This is a genomic window from Candidatus Omnitrophota bacterium (genome assembly GCA_041650805.1).
Lineage (GTDB): Bacteria > Omnitrophota > Gorgyraeia > 2-01-FULL-45-10 > 2-01-FULL-45-10 > JBAZKM01.
The window spans coordinates 39,522-53,873 of the sequence record JBAZKM010000004.1; the positions used below are offsets into that span (position 1 = coordinate 39,522).

The 14,352-nt window shown below is 53.7% G+C and carries 18 protein-coding genes and 2 tRNA genes; 1 reads left to right on the plus strand and 19 read right to left on the minus strand.

Translation table 11 applies throughout. The annotated features are described in order from the left end of the window. Positions 1-5: 5 nt before the first annotated feature. The 10 genes from WC515_03630 to WC515_03675 all read right to left on the minus strand — a co-directional run bounded on the left by WC515_03630 (position 6) and on the right by WC515_03675 (position 6,154). Positions 6-935, minus strand: a complete 930-nt coding sequence (locus WC515_03630; GenBank protein ID MFA5146453.1) for a metallophosphoesterase — start codon at positions 933-935, stop codon at positions 6-8. A gap of 26 nt (positions 936-961) precedes the next feature. After that, a tRNA-Ser gene (locus WC515_03635) sits at positions 962-1,057 on the minus strand. Then, complete coding sequence (gene tadA / locus WC515_03640; GenBank protein ID MFA5146454.1) at positions 1,043-1,522, minus strand: tRNA adenosine(34) deaminase TadA; 480 nt, start codon at positions 1,520-1,522, stop codon at positions 1,043-1,045. Before tadA ends, WC515_03635 begins: the two co-directional genes overlap by 15 nt. Positions 1,523-1,801: 279 nt before the next feature. Continuing rightward, a tRNA-Arg gene (locus tag WC515_03645) sits at positions 1,802-1,878 on the minus strand. 203 nt (positions 1,879-2,081) lie between these two features. After that, the gene (gene metG / locus WC515_03650) at positions 2,082-2,402 is read right to left on the minus strand and encodes a methionine--tRNA ligase subunit beta (protein MFA5146455.1); all 321 of its coding nucleotides are present in this window, start codon (positions 2,400-2,402) and stop codon (positions 2,082-2,084) included. 63 nt (positions 2,403-2,465) lie between these two features. Then, entirely contained in the window at positions 2,466-2,753 is a 288-nt protein-coding gene (locus WC515_03655; GenBank protein ID MFA5146456.1) for a hypothetical protein, read from the minus strand. A 22-nt stretch (positions 2,754-2,775) separates the two neighbouring features. After that, the gene (locus tag WC515_03660; GenBank protein MFA5146457.1) at positions 2,776-3,537 is read right to left on the minus strand and encodes a glycosyltransferase family 2 protein; all 762 of its coding nucleotides are present in this window, start codon (positions 3,535-3,537) and stop codon (positions 2,776-2,778) included. A gap of 2 nt (positions 3,538-3,539) precedes the next feature. After that, positions 3,540-4,544, minus strand: coding sequence for a UDP-3-O-(3-hydroxymyristoyl)glucosamine N-acyltransferase (gene lpxD / locus WC515_03665; protein ID MFA5146458.1), 1,005 nt, complete (start codon positions 4,542-4,544; stop codon positions 3,540-3,542). Positions 4,545-4,636: 92 nt separating this feature from the next. Then, positions 4,637-5,920 (minus strand): DEAD/DEAH box helicase, encoded by a 1,284-nt coding sequence (locus WC515_03670; GenBank protein MFA5146459.1) that lies wholly within the window; start codon positions 5,918-5,920, stop codon positions 4,637-4,639. Between the two features lie 21 nt (positions 5,921-5,941). Further along, on the minus strand, positions 5,942-6,154 hold the full coding sequence (locus WC515_03675; GenBank protein MFA5146460.1) for a cold shock domain-containing protein: 213 nt from the start codon (positions 6,152-6,154) through the stop codon (positions 5,942-5,944). A gap of 241 nt (positions 6,155-6,395) precedes the next feature. Here WC515_03675 and lpxD (WC515_03680) point away from each other — a divergent pair, with 241 nt between their 5' ends. Then, positions 6,396-7,391, plus strand: coding sequence for a UDP-3-O-(3-hydroxymyristoyl)glucosamine N-acyltransferase (gene lpxD, locus WC515_03680; protein MFA5146461.1), 996 nt, complete (start codon positions 6,396-6,398; stop codon positions 7,389-7,391). Between the two features lie 9 nt (positions 7,392-7,400). Here lpxD (WC515_03680) and WC515_03685 read toward each other — a convergent pair whose 3' ends face one another. From WC515_03685 to WC515_03725, 9 genes are read right to left on the minus strand one after another with little or no spacing between them, the layout of a single operon-like run. Beyond that, positions 7,401-7,763, minus strand: a complete 363-nt coding sequence (locus WC515_03685) for a PilZ domain-containing protein (protein ID MFA5146462.1) — start codon at positions 7,761-7,763, stop codon at positions 7,401-7,403. A 21-nt stretch (positions 7,764-7,784) separates the two neighbouring features. After that, positions 7,785-8,225: a hypothetical protein gene (locus tag WC515_03690; GenBank protein MFA5146463.1), complete on the minus strand. Its 441-nt coding sequence runs from the start codon at positions 8,223-8,225 to the stop codon at positions 7,785-7,787. A 30-nt stretch (positions 8,226-8,255) separates the two neighbouring features. After that, a complete protein-coding gene (locus tag WC515_03695) occupies positions 8,256-9,530 on the minus strand; it encodes a hypothetical protein (protein ID MFA5146464.1) in 1,275 nt (424 codons plus the stop codon). Next, on the minus strand, positions 9,527-10,057 hold the full coding sequence (locus WC515_03700; GenBank protein MFA5146465.1) for a type II secretion system protein: 531 nt from the start codon (positions 10,055-10,057) through the stop codon (positions 9,527-9,529). The genes WC515_03695 and WC515_03700 overlap by 4 nt, the downstream gene beginning before the upstream one ends. A gap of 10 nt (positions 10,058-10,067) precedes the next feature. Then, positions 10,068-10,565: a hypothetical protein gene (locus tag WC515_03705; GenBank protein MFA5146466.1), complete on the minus strand. Its 498-nt coding sequence runs from the start codon at positions 10,563-10,565 to the stop codon at positions 10,068-10,070. Then, positions 10,504-11,034: a hypothetical protein gene (locus tag WC515_03710; GenBank protein ID MFA5146467.1), complete on the minus strand. Its 531-nt coding sequence runs from the start codon at positions 11,032-11,034 to the stop codon at positions 10,504-10,506. Before WC515_03710 ends, WC515_03705 begins: the two co-directional genes overlap by 62 nt. After that, positions 11,027-11,812 carry a class I SAM-dependent methyltransferase gene (locus WC515_03715; protein MFA5146468.1) on the minus strand — a complete coding sequence of 262 codons (786 nt, stop codon included), beginning with the start codon at positions 11,810-11,812 and terminating at the stop codon, positions 11,027-11,029. Before WC515_03715 ends, WC515_03710 begins: the two co-directional genes overlap by 8 nt. A gap of 18 nt (positions 11,813-11,830) precedes the next feature. Then, positions 11,831-13,267 (minus strand): radical SAM protein, encoded by a 1,437-nt coding sequence (locus tag WC515_03720; GenBank protein MFA5146469.1) that lies wholly within the window; start codon positions 13,265-13,267, stop codon positions 11,831-11,833. 1 nt (position 13,268) lies between these two features. After that, positions 13,269-14,270, minus strand: a complete 1,002-nt coding sequence (locus tag WC515_03725; protein MFA5146470.1) for a glycosyltransferase — start codon at positions 14,268-14,270, stop codon at positions 13,269-13,271. Positions 14,271-14,352: the final 82 nt, after the last annotated feature.

Genomic DNA, 14,352 nt, shown 5'->3' on the forward strand with positions numbered 1-14,352 from the left:
GATCATTAAAGTATGACGTCTTTTAAGAAATAGAAGAGGTCTTTCCACATATAGTAAGCGAGATACTCCCATAGCGGAGGAAATACCTTCCTGACCTCATAGTCGACATAGGTGCCGTTCACCCTGACGACGATATAGTGGAGGAACCCGCCCTCGCGGGCCGGGACCTGGGTAAGCATCCCGCCGCCTCCGGACATGATGTAATGGACCCTCCCGAGCGTCTGGCTCTTGAATAGGTGTTCGTGGCCCGTGAAGACGGCGCTCACCCTGTATTGTTCGCAGAGCCGCATGAAACGCCTGGCCCACGGGCTGAGTTCCGGCCTGAACCACGACTGCTGGTAGAGAGATACGGGCGCCTTGTGCATTATTACGAACGCGTGCGTGTAGGAGAGCGATTTTTTGAGCTCCTCCTCAAACCACGAGAACTGGGCTTCCGTCAGGTCATTGGATGAATCGTCAAGGAATATGAAGTATGAATTCCTGTCCGCAAAGGCAAATTCCTTTTCGCCCGCGTACTTTTTGAAGAGGGACCCGTCGTCTTTGTCATCATCATGGTTCCCCATAGCCGTTATGACCGGCCGTTTGATGAGAGAGCGGACCCGGTTGAATATGCGGTAGTCCCATGCCGAACCGCGATACGTTGCGTCGCCCGATATGATAGCCATGTCCACGGGGATCTTACCGAACCTGTCCTCCATGTTTATGCGGCGTATCATCTTAAGCGCCGCGCTGTCGTTGAATATGAGGCCGGCGTGGTTATCCCCCAGGACGGTGAAGGCGAAATATTCGCCTTTATTGGCGGCCAGCTTCGCCGCGGCGTCGGCGTTCGTATACGGTCTGGGATCTCTCTGCAGATAAAGGGACAGAACGGGAAGCAGCGAGAACATGACCAATATTGCCAGAATAGACGCTGCTATCTTGAGTAGTCGTTTCATAGCTATTTATCCTCTTTGATAGTACATGGCGGAGAGGGAGAGATTTGAACTCTCGATACCGGCTTTCACCAGTATGGCGGTTTAGCAAACCGCTGCCTTAAACCGGGCTAGGCTACCTCTCCGCGAATTTTAGTCCTGCGTCTTGACCCGAAGAACTCCCGCAAAAGTCCCGCGCATTCTTCTCTAAGGATACCGCTCTTCACATCGAGCCGGTGGTTCAGCTTTCTGTTGCGGGTGATATCGACCACCGATCCTGCGGCCCCGGCCTTAGGGTCGTCCGCCCCGTATATGAGGCGCTTTACCCTGGCCAGGACCAATGCGCCCGCGCACATAGGGCACGGCTCTATCGTGACATAGATGGCCGTGTCGAGCAACCGTTCGTTGCCGAGAAAAGAGGCGGCCTGGGTGATAGCGATCATCTCTGCGTGCGCGGTAGGGTCCCTAAGGAGCATTATCTGGTTGTGCGCCTTAGCTATGACCCTTCCCCTGTGGACTATGACGGCGCCGACAGGGACCTCGTCTTCCTCGAATGCCCTCCGCGCCTCTTTGAGCGCCTCGGCCATATATATGTCGTCGAGCTTGGACATAGGGTTGCGCGGTACAAATCTGCCTTTATCCCTCGCCTAAACGCTCTGAAAATTTCTTCGAAATTTTCAGAGCAGGCTTCGGCATGAATTTGCCTATCGGAAAGCTACAGCAAATTCTATGGCGCGCCTGGCAGGATTCGGCTACTTCGGCGTCCAGAGGCCACCTCCGTAGCCAGCCCGCTCACTGTCGGCCGGAGGCCTTTTCCTCCCTTCGGTCGGCGTTCGCGGGCTTCGAATCCTGAAACGTGCCTTATAATCAACTAGTTTACTGACGGTATATGGCGCGCCTGGCAGGATTCGAACCTGCGACCACCTGGTTCGTAGCCAGATACTCTATCCAGCTGAGCTACAGGCGCGGCTATATCTTATGAATACCTTAATGCTCAGCTGGATGCCTACTACTAGTCTATTGCTACGCGGGCTATCCAGCTGAGCTACAGGCGCTAGAAAATTTGCTGCCTATTCCATCAGGCAAATTTTCACTCCGATGCCTGCATGCGTTTAGGCATCGGAGGAACAATCTTATGAATACCTTAATGCTCAGATGAGCTATGCCTTATCACTTCACTACGCTTCCAAGCGCGACATCGCGATCGGGGGAGATCACCGAGATCCCCTTCTCATCGCTCGCCGCAAGGAGCATCCCCTGGCTCTCTACGCCGCGCAGGACGGCGGGGTCGAGGTTATCGACCACTATGACCTCGCGCCCTATCAAGTCCTCTTTCTTATAAGACATCTTTATGCCTGCCACAAGCTGTTTCGTCCTGCCGCCCAGATCAACCGTTACGACGTACAGCTTGTCCGCGTTGGGGTGGTCATTCACCTCTTTGATCTTAGCTATGCGGAATTCCAGTTTTCTGAACTCTTCGATCGTTGCCATAAGGCCCCTTATATTGCTACTATGATAACATGAAGCGGCCGCATAAACAAGACACTCCGGCCCCTAATTCAGCTCGCCCGCGGCGTCGCTTGGGACCACTATGGGAAGGCCAGTATTGGGGTCGTAACTCTGCCACCTGTCCATGGTGCCGTCGCCGTTCTCGTCATAGCCTCTCCTGACCAGCCTACCGGTGTCATCATACGCATCTTTCCCGTCGATGGCCCCGTCGCCGTCCCTGTCGACGTCTATCTCTTTCAACACAACGGTCTTATTATCTTCCGCCTCTCCGGCTACGCATATGCCCGCGCCCAGGAAGGCGGCAAATATCACGGCGATCCACAGATACCTCATACGCTCCTCCTTTTTAAGATCCCTATACCTTCAACCGTCTGCCGTTATCGTCAAATATGGGGAACCTTCCCAGCGAATGCTTCTGCAGGAAGTATTTACATGCCGTCGACAGGACGCCGAGGCCGTAAACGATGCTTCTCCGGAGATTTATGGATGAGGACTCCGAAGTATACCGGGACGGCGCCGTTATCTCGCCTATGCGATAGCCGAAGCGGAACGCCTGCAGCAGTATCTCGTTGTCGAATATGAAGTCGTCGGAGTCCTCTTCGATAGGGAGGCTCAAAAGCACCTCTCTTGAGAAGGCCCTGTACCCGGTGTGGTATTCGGAAAGCTTCTGGCTTATTATATTATTTTCCGCAAGCGTGAGGAGGCGGTTCGCTACGTACTTATACAGCGGCATCCCGCCTTTCAGGGCGGCGTTGCCGAGTATGCGCGAACCCAGGACGACGTCGAACATCCCGGAGGTGATGAGGGCCGCCATCGGGGTTATGAGCTTCGGAGGATACTGGTAATCCGGGTGGATCATCACGACCACGTCGGCCCCCAGCCTCAGCGCCTCGCGGTAACATGTCTTCTGGTTACCCCCGTAGCCTTTGTTTTCATCGTGGACGAATATCTTCAGGTTCAGCCGCTTCGCTATCTCTACGGTCCTGTCGCGCGAATGGTCATCCGTCAGTATTATCTCGTCTACTATGTTCTTCGGGATCTCCCCGTATGTCTTTTCGAGCGTCTTCTCCGCGTTGTACGCGGGGAGCACCGCCACTATCTTCTTCCCGTCGAGCATCTTTATCCTTTTTGTCCGCCGAGCGCTTTCTGCAGATACTTGAAGTTCTTCGTGAGCCATCCCAGGACGGCCATCTGCTTCTTCGTCTGGGCGATAGGGCGGGCCGGTATCCCCCACACCACCGTCCCCTTCTCTATATCGCCTATGACGCCGCTCTTCGCCCCTATCATCGACTCCTCGCCTATCCGGAGATTATCGGCGATGCCGACCTGTCCTCCGATCGTGACACCCTCTGCGATGACCGAGCTCCCCGCGACACCGCACTGCGCCGCCATGAGGACGTTCCTGCCCACCTTTACATTATGCGCCACCTGGCATAAGTTGTCGATCTTTGTGCCGGCTCCGATGACGGTATCGCTCAAAGAGCCCCTGTCGATGGTCGTGTTCGCCCCGATCTCTACGTTCTCCTCTATTATCACCTGGCCCAGCTGCGGGAACTTATATATCTTTCCTTTTTCCTTAACGTAGCCGAACCCGTCTGCGCCCAGCACGACCCCGCTATGGAGCGTCACGTTGTCCTTCAGGACCACGTTTTCGTAAAGCGTGACGTTCGGATAGATGCGGCAGGAAGACCCTATTTTACAATTCTTCTTTATGACCGTCTTGCTGTCTATAATAGCATTGTCGCCTATGGTGACACCGTCCTCTATGACCACGTTCGGACCCACCCATACGTCCTTGCCGAGACGTGCCGAACCGGATATGACCGCCGTTCCGTGGACGAACGCCTCCCTCTTCTCTTTTTGGAAGAACGCGTTATAGACCATTAGGAACGCGAATTTCGGATTTTTGACCCTTATGAGGCACTTCGCCGATCTGCGGCCGGCATGCCCGGTGAGTATGCAGGAGGCGAGCGTCTTTTCGGCTGCAGAGAGCCGTTCGTCGTCCGCTGCAAAGGTGAGGTCCCCGCGCTTGGCGGTCTCGATACCGCTCAGGCCCGTTATCTCTATATTACCGTCTCCCTCTACGACGCCGCCCACCAGAAGCGCAAGATCTTTTGTCCTCATAAATATACCCGCCCTTTTTGAGGATGCTACCGATCGCGCTATTATACCTCTAAAGGTCTACAAATTCAAGATTGGGTAACGGATAATCTCTTTTACCGGCTGGAGCTTTTTTGGTGAGAAAAAAACCTGTGGTAGCCATGCTGCTGCCCGTGCGGCCTCTGATGCCTCGGCCTGCCGTATTGCCTGGGATGTCCCGGCCGGAAACCGGAACTATGCTGGGGGTACGCCTGGAAGCTCTCCCGCGGCAGTTCGGGATGCGCGGATATCGGCAGCTGTGTCTTGATGAGCCGTTCTATGCTCTTGACATCGTCGCCCTGATCAGGCGTCGCGAAAGATATGGCATGCCCCGCATGCCCTGCGCGTGCCGTGCGGCCGATCCTGTGCACGTAATTCTCGGCGTCTTCCGGGAGGTCATAATTTATGACCACCTCTATCCCTGTCACATCTATGCCCCTGGCCGCTATATCGGTCGCGGCGAGCACCCTGTATTTACCGGACTTGAAACCGTCCAGCGCCTCGCGCCGCTGGGGAAGAGAGCGGTTAGAATGTATCTCCGCCGCGTTATGGCCCATCGAGCGGATGAGCCTGGTGACCTTCATCGCGCCTATCTTAGTCCTTGTGAATAACAGGACGGGCCCGTGATACTGGTCTAAAAGTTTGCCGAGAAGCTTCTGCTTCGCTTCCCTCCTTACGATGAAGAGCTCCTGCGTGATCCCTTCGGCGGTAGTGCCGGACGGCGCTATCTCGACGTGGATAGGCAGCTTCATGTATGAGGCGGCTATATGCACTATCTCCGGCGGTATCGTCGCCGAAAATAGCATCGTCTGCCTGTCTTTCGGGATGAATTTAAGGATGCGTTCTATCTGCGGCATGAAGCCCATGTCGAGCATGCGGTCTGCCTCGTCCAGCACCAGGGCGTTAACATCGGCAAGCATCACCGTCCGCTGGCTCATGTGGTCTACCAGACGGCCCGGTGTAGCTATAAGGACGCGCGGATTTTGCCTTAACGCCTGCAGCTGCAGATGCATGGAGGCCCCGCCTATGAGAACTGCCGTCTTTATACCGAAGAGCGGCGCGAGCTTACGGAACGTTTCATCCACCTGGATCGCGAGTTCCCGGGTGGGCACAAGCACCAGACACCGTCCTTTCTTCTGCGCGAGCCGCTGTATAATAGGTATGGCGAACGCGAGCGTCTTGCCCGTGCCTGTCTGCGCGACGGCTATGATGTCCTTGCCCTCGTTCACAACGGGTATGGCTTTATACTGGATGGGCGTCGGGACCGTGAACTTCATACGGTCCAGCGTCTCGAGTATCCTGGGCGCAATGCCCAGCCCGTAAAAAGAGGAACTTGCCGGCTGCGGATTTTGCTGTGTCATATTATATTCGGCCCTCTGTCCTTACACCGTTTCCTGGACGACGCGCACATTTATCGCGCGGGGTCCTTTATCGGACTTTTCGACTTCGAATTCCAGGGCCTGGTCCTCATTCAGCGTCTCAAATTTTATGTCGACGAGGCTGTTCCTGTGAAAGAATACCTCCCTGCCGTCAGTATCATTGATGAAGCCGAATCCCCTGTCCCTGACCAGCTTCTTTATCTTGCCTTTATGCATATCGGTTCCTCCTTTTTATTACATTAATAACTGAATATGCCTGAAAAGATAAAAGCCGCAGGTTACATCAATCCTCACCTTGCGGCCAAGATCCATATTCTACCTTTAAGTCATAATCGATTGTACCCCTTTTTGTTACGTCTGTCCAGCACTATTTAAAAATAATTTAATACCACCTTTTCTCCGATTTCTGATATAATATGGTTCGATTCTATACAATCGAAAGGACGGCGATGACGCTATGGAGATAAAAAAACTGGCGATACTGGTAGAAGGGGCGATCGAAGGCGACGGCGATGTCGATATCACGGGCCTGAGCGGCCTGGAGACCGCAAAATTGGGCGATCTGACGTTTGCGATGGACGAGGAGCGTCTCGCTATAGCCGAAAAAGGCAACGCATCATGTATCCTCACCGGCCGGCTTACCAGGAAATCGACAAAACCGCTCATAAGGGTAGCAAATCCAAAGCTCTCATTCCTCATCATTTACAATAAATTCCATACCCCGGAGAGCAGAGGCGCGTTTGTCCACCCGACCGCCGTCGTTTCGCCGTCCGCCGGGATCGGCACCAACGTCTGGATAGGCGCGGGCGTGGTGATAGAAGATGGCGTAACCATAGGCGACCATGTGATAATCGAGAGCAATTCCGCGATAAAGAAAAATTGCTCTATAGGGTCATTTTGCCACCTCTACCCGAATGTCACCCTCTACGAGAATACTAAATTGAAGAAGAATGTCACCCTGCACGCCGGGGTCGTAATAGGCTCTGACGGGTTCGGTTACGTGAAAGAAGGCGGTAAGATATATAAATTCCCCCAGCTGGGATCGGTCATAATAGAAGATGACGTCGAGATAGGGGCCAATAGCACGGTGGACAGGGGCTCCTTAAGCGATACCGTCATCGGCGCCGGCACGAAGATCGACAACCTCTGCCAGATCGCCCATAACGTGAAGATGGGCAGGAACAACCTGATAGCGGCCCAATGCGGCATCTCCGGGAGCACGACGATCGGGAACGATGTCACGATGGGAGGCCAGGCCGGGGTGGTCGATAATGTCAATGTGGGCGACAATGTTATGGTAGGCGCCAAGAGCGCCGTCATAGGCAGCATTGAGAAGAACTCTGTGGTGTGGGGGATACCGGCCCGCCCTATCGCCCAGACGAAGAAACAGATGGCCGTCCTGGGATGGCTCACCAAAAATTTCAAATCGCTCTCAAGGCTCGCCAGAGAATAAAGAAGGGCATCACTCTATACGATCCGACCCCTCATCAGGGGTTGCGCCTGAAGCCGTTATCCAGTCCTTCAATTTTTTCTTATCCTCATCGGACATATCCAGAAACTCGAGGTGGAGTTTATATATCTCCGCATCCTTTGTGTTGGGGTATATCGATGCAACTCTTGCGTTACAGAATACGGAGCCCGACTCTTCTCCCAGGATGAGCTCCAGGCCGACGGTCTCTTCGGTATTATAGTATTTCTGTATATTATATATGGCGACGCCGCCCAGGCTTATGTCGGCGGTCTCCGCATGTTCGTTATAAGGATGGTGTATCACTGCGGGGATGACTATCTTGAAACGCGGGTACTTTCTTCTCTCGATAGGCATACTCTTGTTTCGGGCATGTGGTTAATAGCAGATGACGCCGCGCTCTTCCATCTTCTTTATATCTTCTTTGGTGGGTAAGACCGGGTCTCCCCGTTCGGGCGGGTATGCGCCTTTTCCGGCAACGGGCCTTTCCGTCCCGGCCGCCGCTTCCTCCGCGGGCTTATTCGCCCGCCGCTCTTTTTCGCTTTCAAATTCGGCCAGTTCCGCCTCAAGCTCTCTTCTCCTGCTATCCCTCCTGCCGATACTTTCCTCTATATCTTCGAGCGCGGGTATGGCATTTGACGGCATCTGCTGCTTTATCCGGGCTTCCATGTCGCCCGGCAGGGATGCCCGGGAAGCGCCGGGCGCGTTCACGCCGCCCTCTCTGATCAGGATGATAGGCATGACCATTATGACGATGATCGTTATGATTATGACGGCTAAAAATATCCTGATGGTCCCCATATTATCGTTGCCGGCCATGTTACACTCGCCTTTTTCTATGTATGGTCTTCACAGTTCGCTCCATACTATTTTAAGATACACGATCCTGCCGTTACTATCCACCGCGGGAGGGAAGTAAAGGGGCGCTACGTTCGCAAACCTGTCATCATACATGTAATTTTTTGTATAGCCGCTCACCTTTTGATTGGTACTGGCATTGAAAGTCCCTACGCCGCCCCTCCTCTGCTGCGTCATGCCCCCATAAAGGGTCAGCGTTCCCTTGAGCACCGAGTCATAACCCTGCACCGAGAACGATGAGTTGAGGGCGACTATATACGCATCGATCTCCATATTGAAAGGAGCGTTTATATCCACCAGCACGTTGTTTTGGGATACCAGGCCGAGGGCATCCGAGCTGTCCGGGTTTATACGCGGGTCGTCATTGTACCTTAAGTTATTGACCACATATATGTTGTTATCCGTCCCCACCGTAAGCTGGCCGCTGAGCGTGCCCGATATATCCACATAACCGCCGGAGACGAAGAGGGCCCCGTTCGGGGGAAGCGGCATATTCTGGCTTATCCAACCCTGCGCCGCATTAGTGACATTCATCGTCCCATCCGGCAGGAGCGTCATTATGGTATTCCCCGTAAGATAAACGCCGTTGGGCTGCTGCGCGGCGGCCTTCACGTCGTTGACAAAGGACGGCAGCTGGATGACCGGCGCACCCAGAGTCAGCGAATCCTGGAAATCGGGATCGTCGGTCGGGGGCCCGCCGTGATAGTAATTTATGCTCGAGGCCGCGCTTGAGACCGCGCCTTCGAATACGGGGCTTCCGGATATATTGAGCTGGTCGTTGCTGTATACCGGGCCTGTCAGCCTGTCTCCGGTCACGAACCATATCGGCTGCGAGCCCCACCAGAACATGAGATCTTCGCTGTTGCTCAAATACGCGTACCTGGCGCACGATATCTGCTTAAGCGTCAAAGACACCCTTTCGCTCACGTTGCGGTAAGTGCCTGTCGAATCGAGCCGGTATGTCGGGAAGAGCCCGCCGCTCACCTGTGTCACCGTCACAGAATAACTCCCGGTGTTCCCTGCGGCTATGGTAAAAGTCCCGGAGAGGGATGACGTGCTCCCTGACCTCAGGTCCATGAATTTTCTCGCCAGTCCCGCCTCGGCTATATAATACGCGCGCATGGTATTGCACGTCCTGTTGGCCATAGACAGGCTGCTGTAAGCGATAGACGAGAAAGCGGTTATTATCAGCACCAGTAGGAAGACGAACATAAAGGTGTATATGATGGCAAACCCCTTATTGTCGCTTACGGGCCTTTTACTCATTTAGGCACATTCCTCAGGTTTATATAAGTGGACAGGGACCCGGATATGGTGCGGTTGCCTATTTGCCGGGAGACCGCTATATAGATCCCCACCGTTTCGTTATCGGTGACACCCGCGGGTTCCCAAAAACGAAGCGTTACGGACGAACCCGGCGGAGCCGTATAGATTGTCTGCTGATTCGGCGATTGCGTGGGGCTGGCGTAGATTATAGAATTACCGTTTAAAAAATAGCTCCGCACATTATCGTCGGTCCCGGTATACTGTATCCTGCTCCCGGCAGGCGTGACGACCGGGATGGTGAACGAGACGGCGCTGCGGAGCCCTACTATGCTGCCCTGCTCCGGATGGCCCCGGATGATCCTGGCGGCTATCGTATTTACATTCTGCTGCAGGTTTATCTCCGCCTCCTTGTCCCGGAAGACACCCTTCACCAGCATAAAGGCACCTATAGTGGATGCGAATATGAGAGTGACTATTACCGTAGAGACCAGGACCTCTATCGTGCTGAAGGCGCTTTTATTCCTCATGGCATATCTTTCAATTTGCCTGCGGGTCGTTCGCTATATAGGTGCCGCACTGCTCGTGCATGATCCTGCTTCTTCCCAGGATAGTCTCGTTCCAGCGTATATCCACTATGACCCTTTTGTAATAAGGGGAGTCGTTGTATACGGTGACCGTCTGGGCGCCCCTGAAATCGTCCGAATAATTGTCGGGTGTGCCTTTGGTGTCGATGCTCACCGCCGAGGTGCCGCCCGCTATGTCCGAGAACGGCCTCTTGCGCATATTTTCGATGGTCGCCTGCGCCACATATATGGCCTGCGCCTTATGCTTCGCTATGGAACTGCTGATCGCCCCCACGAAGAAGAGGTCGAACGCGGCTACCCATATCAGGGCTATTATCGCCATGCTGAGGACGGCTTCTACCATGGTAAAACCTTTGCCCTGCCCCCTTTTTATCATAAGGTATCCCGTATCATCGGCCCTCTTTTTCCATCTTAATGAATTCGCCGTCTTTTTCCATATATCTTTCGCCATTTATTATCACATGTTTTTGTCCGGTTTTCCACTTTAATTCATCGATGCCCGCGGTTATCCTGTCTCTCACCCTTATCGCCGCCGGAAGATTTTTTTTGAACCACTCTTCCGTCTTTTCAAGGCGTCCTGTCCATTCCTCCCGGCGCCGCCTCTTCTCGGCCTCTTCCGCCTCTTTCTTCCGGTATGCGCTGTCGATACTCTGGGCCCTCATATTCCTGCGCCGCAATTCCTCGCGCAGCTTGCTATCGGTGATCTCCGGCCCGCCCGTCTTCTTATCAGAGGTCCCCGTCTTCGGGCACCATTCCGGGTTATTCATATTCACCATGTACTTCTTTTCGGCGAGCGGACAGCTGGCGCATGCAGGCGTGGCCTTTATGACATCGTTGTCCTCACTGGCGCATGTATGATACGGCGCGCATGCCAGTAAAACGGCGGAAAGCAGCGACATCCAGGTCTTTTTGTTAATCATCGGTACTGCCGGATAGTTTCTCTTTTAAGATAACCACCAGATCACGATAGAAATGTATGCCGGCGATATTTTTGACAAAATATGCATATGGATCATCCGGCCTTGCGGCCCCGGTATGGTTCATGCGGTCCGTAAGGCCTTTAAAGAATCCCATCGTGGTCTCCGGCCTGTCCGGATCTTTATCGCTTCCGCCCCATTCCGGGAAATATGACGTATTTGTGTCCTCCACGGAATATATGCCGCCGCCCTTCAGCAGGGGAAATAGCGTGGTGAAGGCCGTTATCACGTCCGCGCCCTTATGGCTTCCGTCGTCTATCACGATGTCCACGGAGCCCATCTCGCTAAAAACATATTCGAGGAACTTCCTGTCTGCCTGGCTGCCCCTGAATATCCTTATCCGCTCATCCTGCGGCAGTTCTTTTTCATGGATATCTATGGAATAGATCGTGCTGCGGGGAAAGTAATATTTCCACATGCGGAGGGAATTCCCGCCGGCTTTGGGGTTATCGTATCCGCCTGCGCCTATCTCCAGGATCTTCAGTTTTTTCTTTCTCAGCCCGTGGAAATACTTCATGTAATGCCTTACATAATCGTGGGCGGGCCCCTTGTCGGAGAAATTGATCACCGATAGCGCATTAAGGTCGGACGAAAATACCCTGGAGGGGATCGGCGCAAGAAACTTTATATATGATCTCCTGATATGGTCTAACTGTACGGCGGTTAAGTTATTCTCAAAATACCGCTTAACCTTATTTAACTGGTTAGAGACGGTTTTCATGGTACCCCTGCCGCGTTATTATTCGCCCCTCATGAACGCCAGAAGACCTATCATATTCCGTTTTACGTCTTCCATCGAACGGATCCTTGAGATCCTTTTAACTATATAAGAGGGACGAAAATAAAATTTTTTGTAGCTTTTGTCCAGGAGGTCTTCCAGCTGCCGGCGCGTCATCGAATCGGGGACATAGCCGACCTTCAGCGCGCTATGGTCCTCAAAATCGAATTCTTCGTCACCGCTGACCATATTGAATACCTCTGTCCCGGGAAAGAGCGCCAGCGAACTGAATGCCGCGTAATCCAGGTCGAGGTCGCATGCGAATTTTATCGTCTCCAGCCCTTCTTCGTACGTTTCGCCGGGTATACCGAAGATCATCGTGCCGTGCGCCTCGATACCCGCCTCCTTTGTCATCTTCACCGCATTCCTGGTCTGCTCCAGGGTGATCCCCTTCTTCATTATATCGAGGACCCTCTGCGAGCCGCTTTCTATGCCGAAAAGGAGGCGCCAGCATCCGGCCGCCTTCATCTTCTTCAGCATCTCTTCGTCCAGGCAATCCGCCCGCGCGTTGGCCGCCCATACGAGGTCGTACTTTCTCCTGATCAGCTCGTCGCATAACTGGAGGTTCCTGTCCCTGAACATGGTGAACGTCTCGTCATAGAAGGTCATATCCTTTATACCGTACCGCTTGACGAGTATGTCGATCTCGTCCATTATACTCTTTACGCTCCTCTTTCTGACGACGCAGCTCGAATGGCAGAATATGCACCGGAACGGGCACCCCCTTGAACCTATTATGTCTATCGCCGGGAGCCGTTTGTAATTTGTGAGGGTGGGCCTGTACCTGTATATGTCGACACCGTCCCAATCCGGGAAGGGTATGTCGTCGATGTTCATTATGTAATCGGGCCCGCCGTTATCGACGACCTTCGAGGTCCCGGCGTCTTTCCACGCGAGCCCGTTTATGCCGTCCAGCGGCTTATTGCCGCCGAGGCGCTCGACCAGGCCAAGCAGCGCATTTTCGCCGTCTCCGTATACCATATAATCTATGAACGGGCTGTCCTTAAAGCAGTTGGTCTTCCATCCGTTCGCGTGCGGCCCGCCGATCACTATCCCGGTGCCGGGGAACCTCTTCTTCGTCTTCTCTATCATGAGCTGATCATCGCGCCATCCCGCGCTGTACGTAGATATCCCGAAAAGGCCGTAGCCGCCCGTCTCCATCTCCCGGAATATCTCTTCTTCCGTCGCGAACATCCCGTTCAATATCCTGGCTTCGTGGCCCGCCCTTTTCAATGCGGCGCTCAGATACATCAACCCGAGCGGCGGGAAAGACCCCATTATCCCCTGCCCCTCCACCTTAAAGATCTTTCTTATGAAGCCCAGCCGGTCCTTGGTGGAAAAGAACGGGTTGGTCATCTTCGAAAAATCCCAGGGGGTCGTAAAGAGGAGCACTTTCATGTCATCGCCCCGCAAATAGTGATCTCGCCATACCCAGGCATCCCGCAACGCTTATCAGCAGAGAAAAAAACAGGTTCATGGCTACCGTATACAGCATGAACAGGAGACCGTATTCCCTGGCCGCCGTTATGAAGATGCCGAGGTGAGAAGCGGAATACGCCAGGAAGAGGAGTAACGCGATGACGAACGTCGCCGTGATATGGAAGAATGAAAAGAGGAGAAGCGAGAGGAGCAGAAAACCGGCGGTCAGGCCGCCGAGGGCGGTACGAAAGACGTTCTTCTTTATATACGCCTGCCCGTAACCTTCTCCTCCGACCAGGCCCATCACGTGCAGAGTCCGGCGGAAATAGTCCTTACAAAGTTTTTTAAAACCGGCGAAGTGGTGCCTTGTAACTATATCCGCGTCTGCTATCATATTATACCCGCCTTTTACCAGCACCAGGGCAAGTTTATCCTGTTCGACATCCGCGCCCTTTATCTTCTCGTCAAAACCGCCCACCTTCTCGAAGACCTTTCTCTTGATACCCTCTATCCCCCCGCCTATGATCACCTGTCTTATGGGCCCTTTCTTCTGTTCCGCGGTGAATATGAGGTCGTAATAATACGAATGGTCGGCTATGGCCCTGTACCTCTGGGCCCATCCGTCGTTAAGCGGCCTTACGGAGTATATGCCCGTGACATAATCGACGTCGTCCCTTGTCAGATGCCCGTAGATCTTTCTCAGCGTATCCTTAAAAAATACCACATCGGAATCTATGAATACGAGCAGGCCGCCCAGGGCCGCTTTTGCCCCGGCGTTCCTGGCGGCGGCCGCCCCTTTATTCTCCTGGCGTATGACCCTGACACCCAGGTCTTTTATCTTTTCTGCGGTGCCGTCCGCGGAGCCGTCGTCCACCACTATGACCTCGAATTCCTTATCAAGGTCGGAATCGAGGACGGAGAGCGCGGCCTCCCTTATGGTATTTTCGGCATTATAGGCCGCGATGATGACGGATATTTCCATATTTATTCTGCATCCCTTTGATTATTATACTCGACGACGAAACTACGTCAATCACAATCTGCCCCGGCCATAGCATATGGAG

Coding starts and splice junctions, on each gene's coding strand:
- WC515_03630 (MFA5146453.1), bottom strand. CDS start 935: ATGAAACGACTACTCAAGATAGCAGCGTCTATTCTGGCAATATTGGTC.
- tadA (MFA5146454.1), bottom strand. CDS start 1,522: ATGTCCAAGCTCGACGACATATATATGGCCGAGGCGCTCAAAGAGGCG.
- metG (MFA5146455.1), bottom strand. CDS start 2,402: ATGGCAACGATCGAAGAGTTCAGAAAACTGGAATTCCGCATAGCTAAG.
- WC515_03655 (MFA5146456.1), bottom strand. CDS start 2,753: ATGAGGTATCTGTGGATCGCCGTGATATTTGCCGCCTTCCTGGGCGCG.
- WC515_03660 (MFA5146457.1), bottom strand. CDS start 3,537: ATGCTCGACGGGAAGAAGATAGTGGCGGTGCTCCCCGCGTACAACGCG.
- lpxD (MFA5146458.1), bottom strand. CDS start 4,544: ATGAGGACAAAAGATCTTGCGCTTCTGGTGGGCGGCGTCGTAGAGGGA.
- WC515_03670 (MFA5146459.1), bottom strand. CDS start 5,920: ATGACACAGCAAAATCCGCAGCCGGCAAGTTCCTCTTTTTACGGGCTG.
- WC515_03675 (MFA5146460.1), bottom strand. CDS start 6,154: ATGCATAAAGGCAAGATAAAGAAGCTGGTCAGGGACAGGGGATTCGGC.
- lpxD (MFA5146461.1), top strand. CDS start 6,396: ATGGAGATAAAAAAACTGGCGATACTGGTAGAAGGGGCGATCGAAGGC.
- WC515_03685 (MFA5146462.1), bottom strand. CDS start 7,763: ATGCCTATCGAGAGAAGAAAGTACCCGCGTTTCAAGATAGTCATCCCC.
- WC515_03690 (MFA5146463.1), bottom strand. CDS start 8,225: ATGGCCGGCAACGATAATATGGGGACCATCAGGATATTTTTAGCCGTC.
- WC515_03695 (MFA5146464.1), bottom strand. CDS start 9,530: ATGAGTAAAAGGCCCGTAAGCGACAATAAGGGGTTTGCCATCATATAC.
- WC515_03700 (MFA5146465.1), bottom strand. CDS start 10,057: ATGAGGAATAAAAGCGCCTTCAGCACGATAGAGGTCCTGGTCTCTACG.
- WC515_03705 (MFA5146466.1), bottom strand. CDS start 10,565: ATGGCGAAAGATATATGGAAAAAGACGGCGAATTCATTAAGATGGAAA.
- WC515_03710 (MFA5146467.1), bottom strand. CDS start 11,034: ATGATTAACAAAAAGACCTGGATGTCGCTGCTTTCCGCCGTTTTACTG.
- WC515_03715 (MFA5146468.1), bottom strand. CDS start 11,812: ATGAAAACCGTCTCTAACCAGTTAAATAAGGTTAAGCGGTATTTTGAG.
- WC515_03720 (MFA5146469.1), bottom strand. CDS start 13,267: ATGAAAGTGCTCCTCTTTACGACCCCCTGGGATTTTTCGAAGATGACC.
- WC515_03725 (MFA5146470.1), bottom strand. CDS start 14,270: ATGGAAATATCCGTCATCATCGCGGCCTATAATGCCGAAAATACCATA.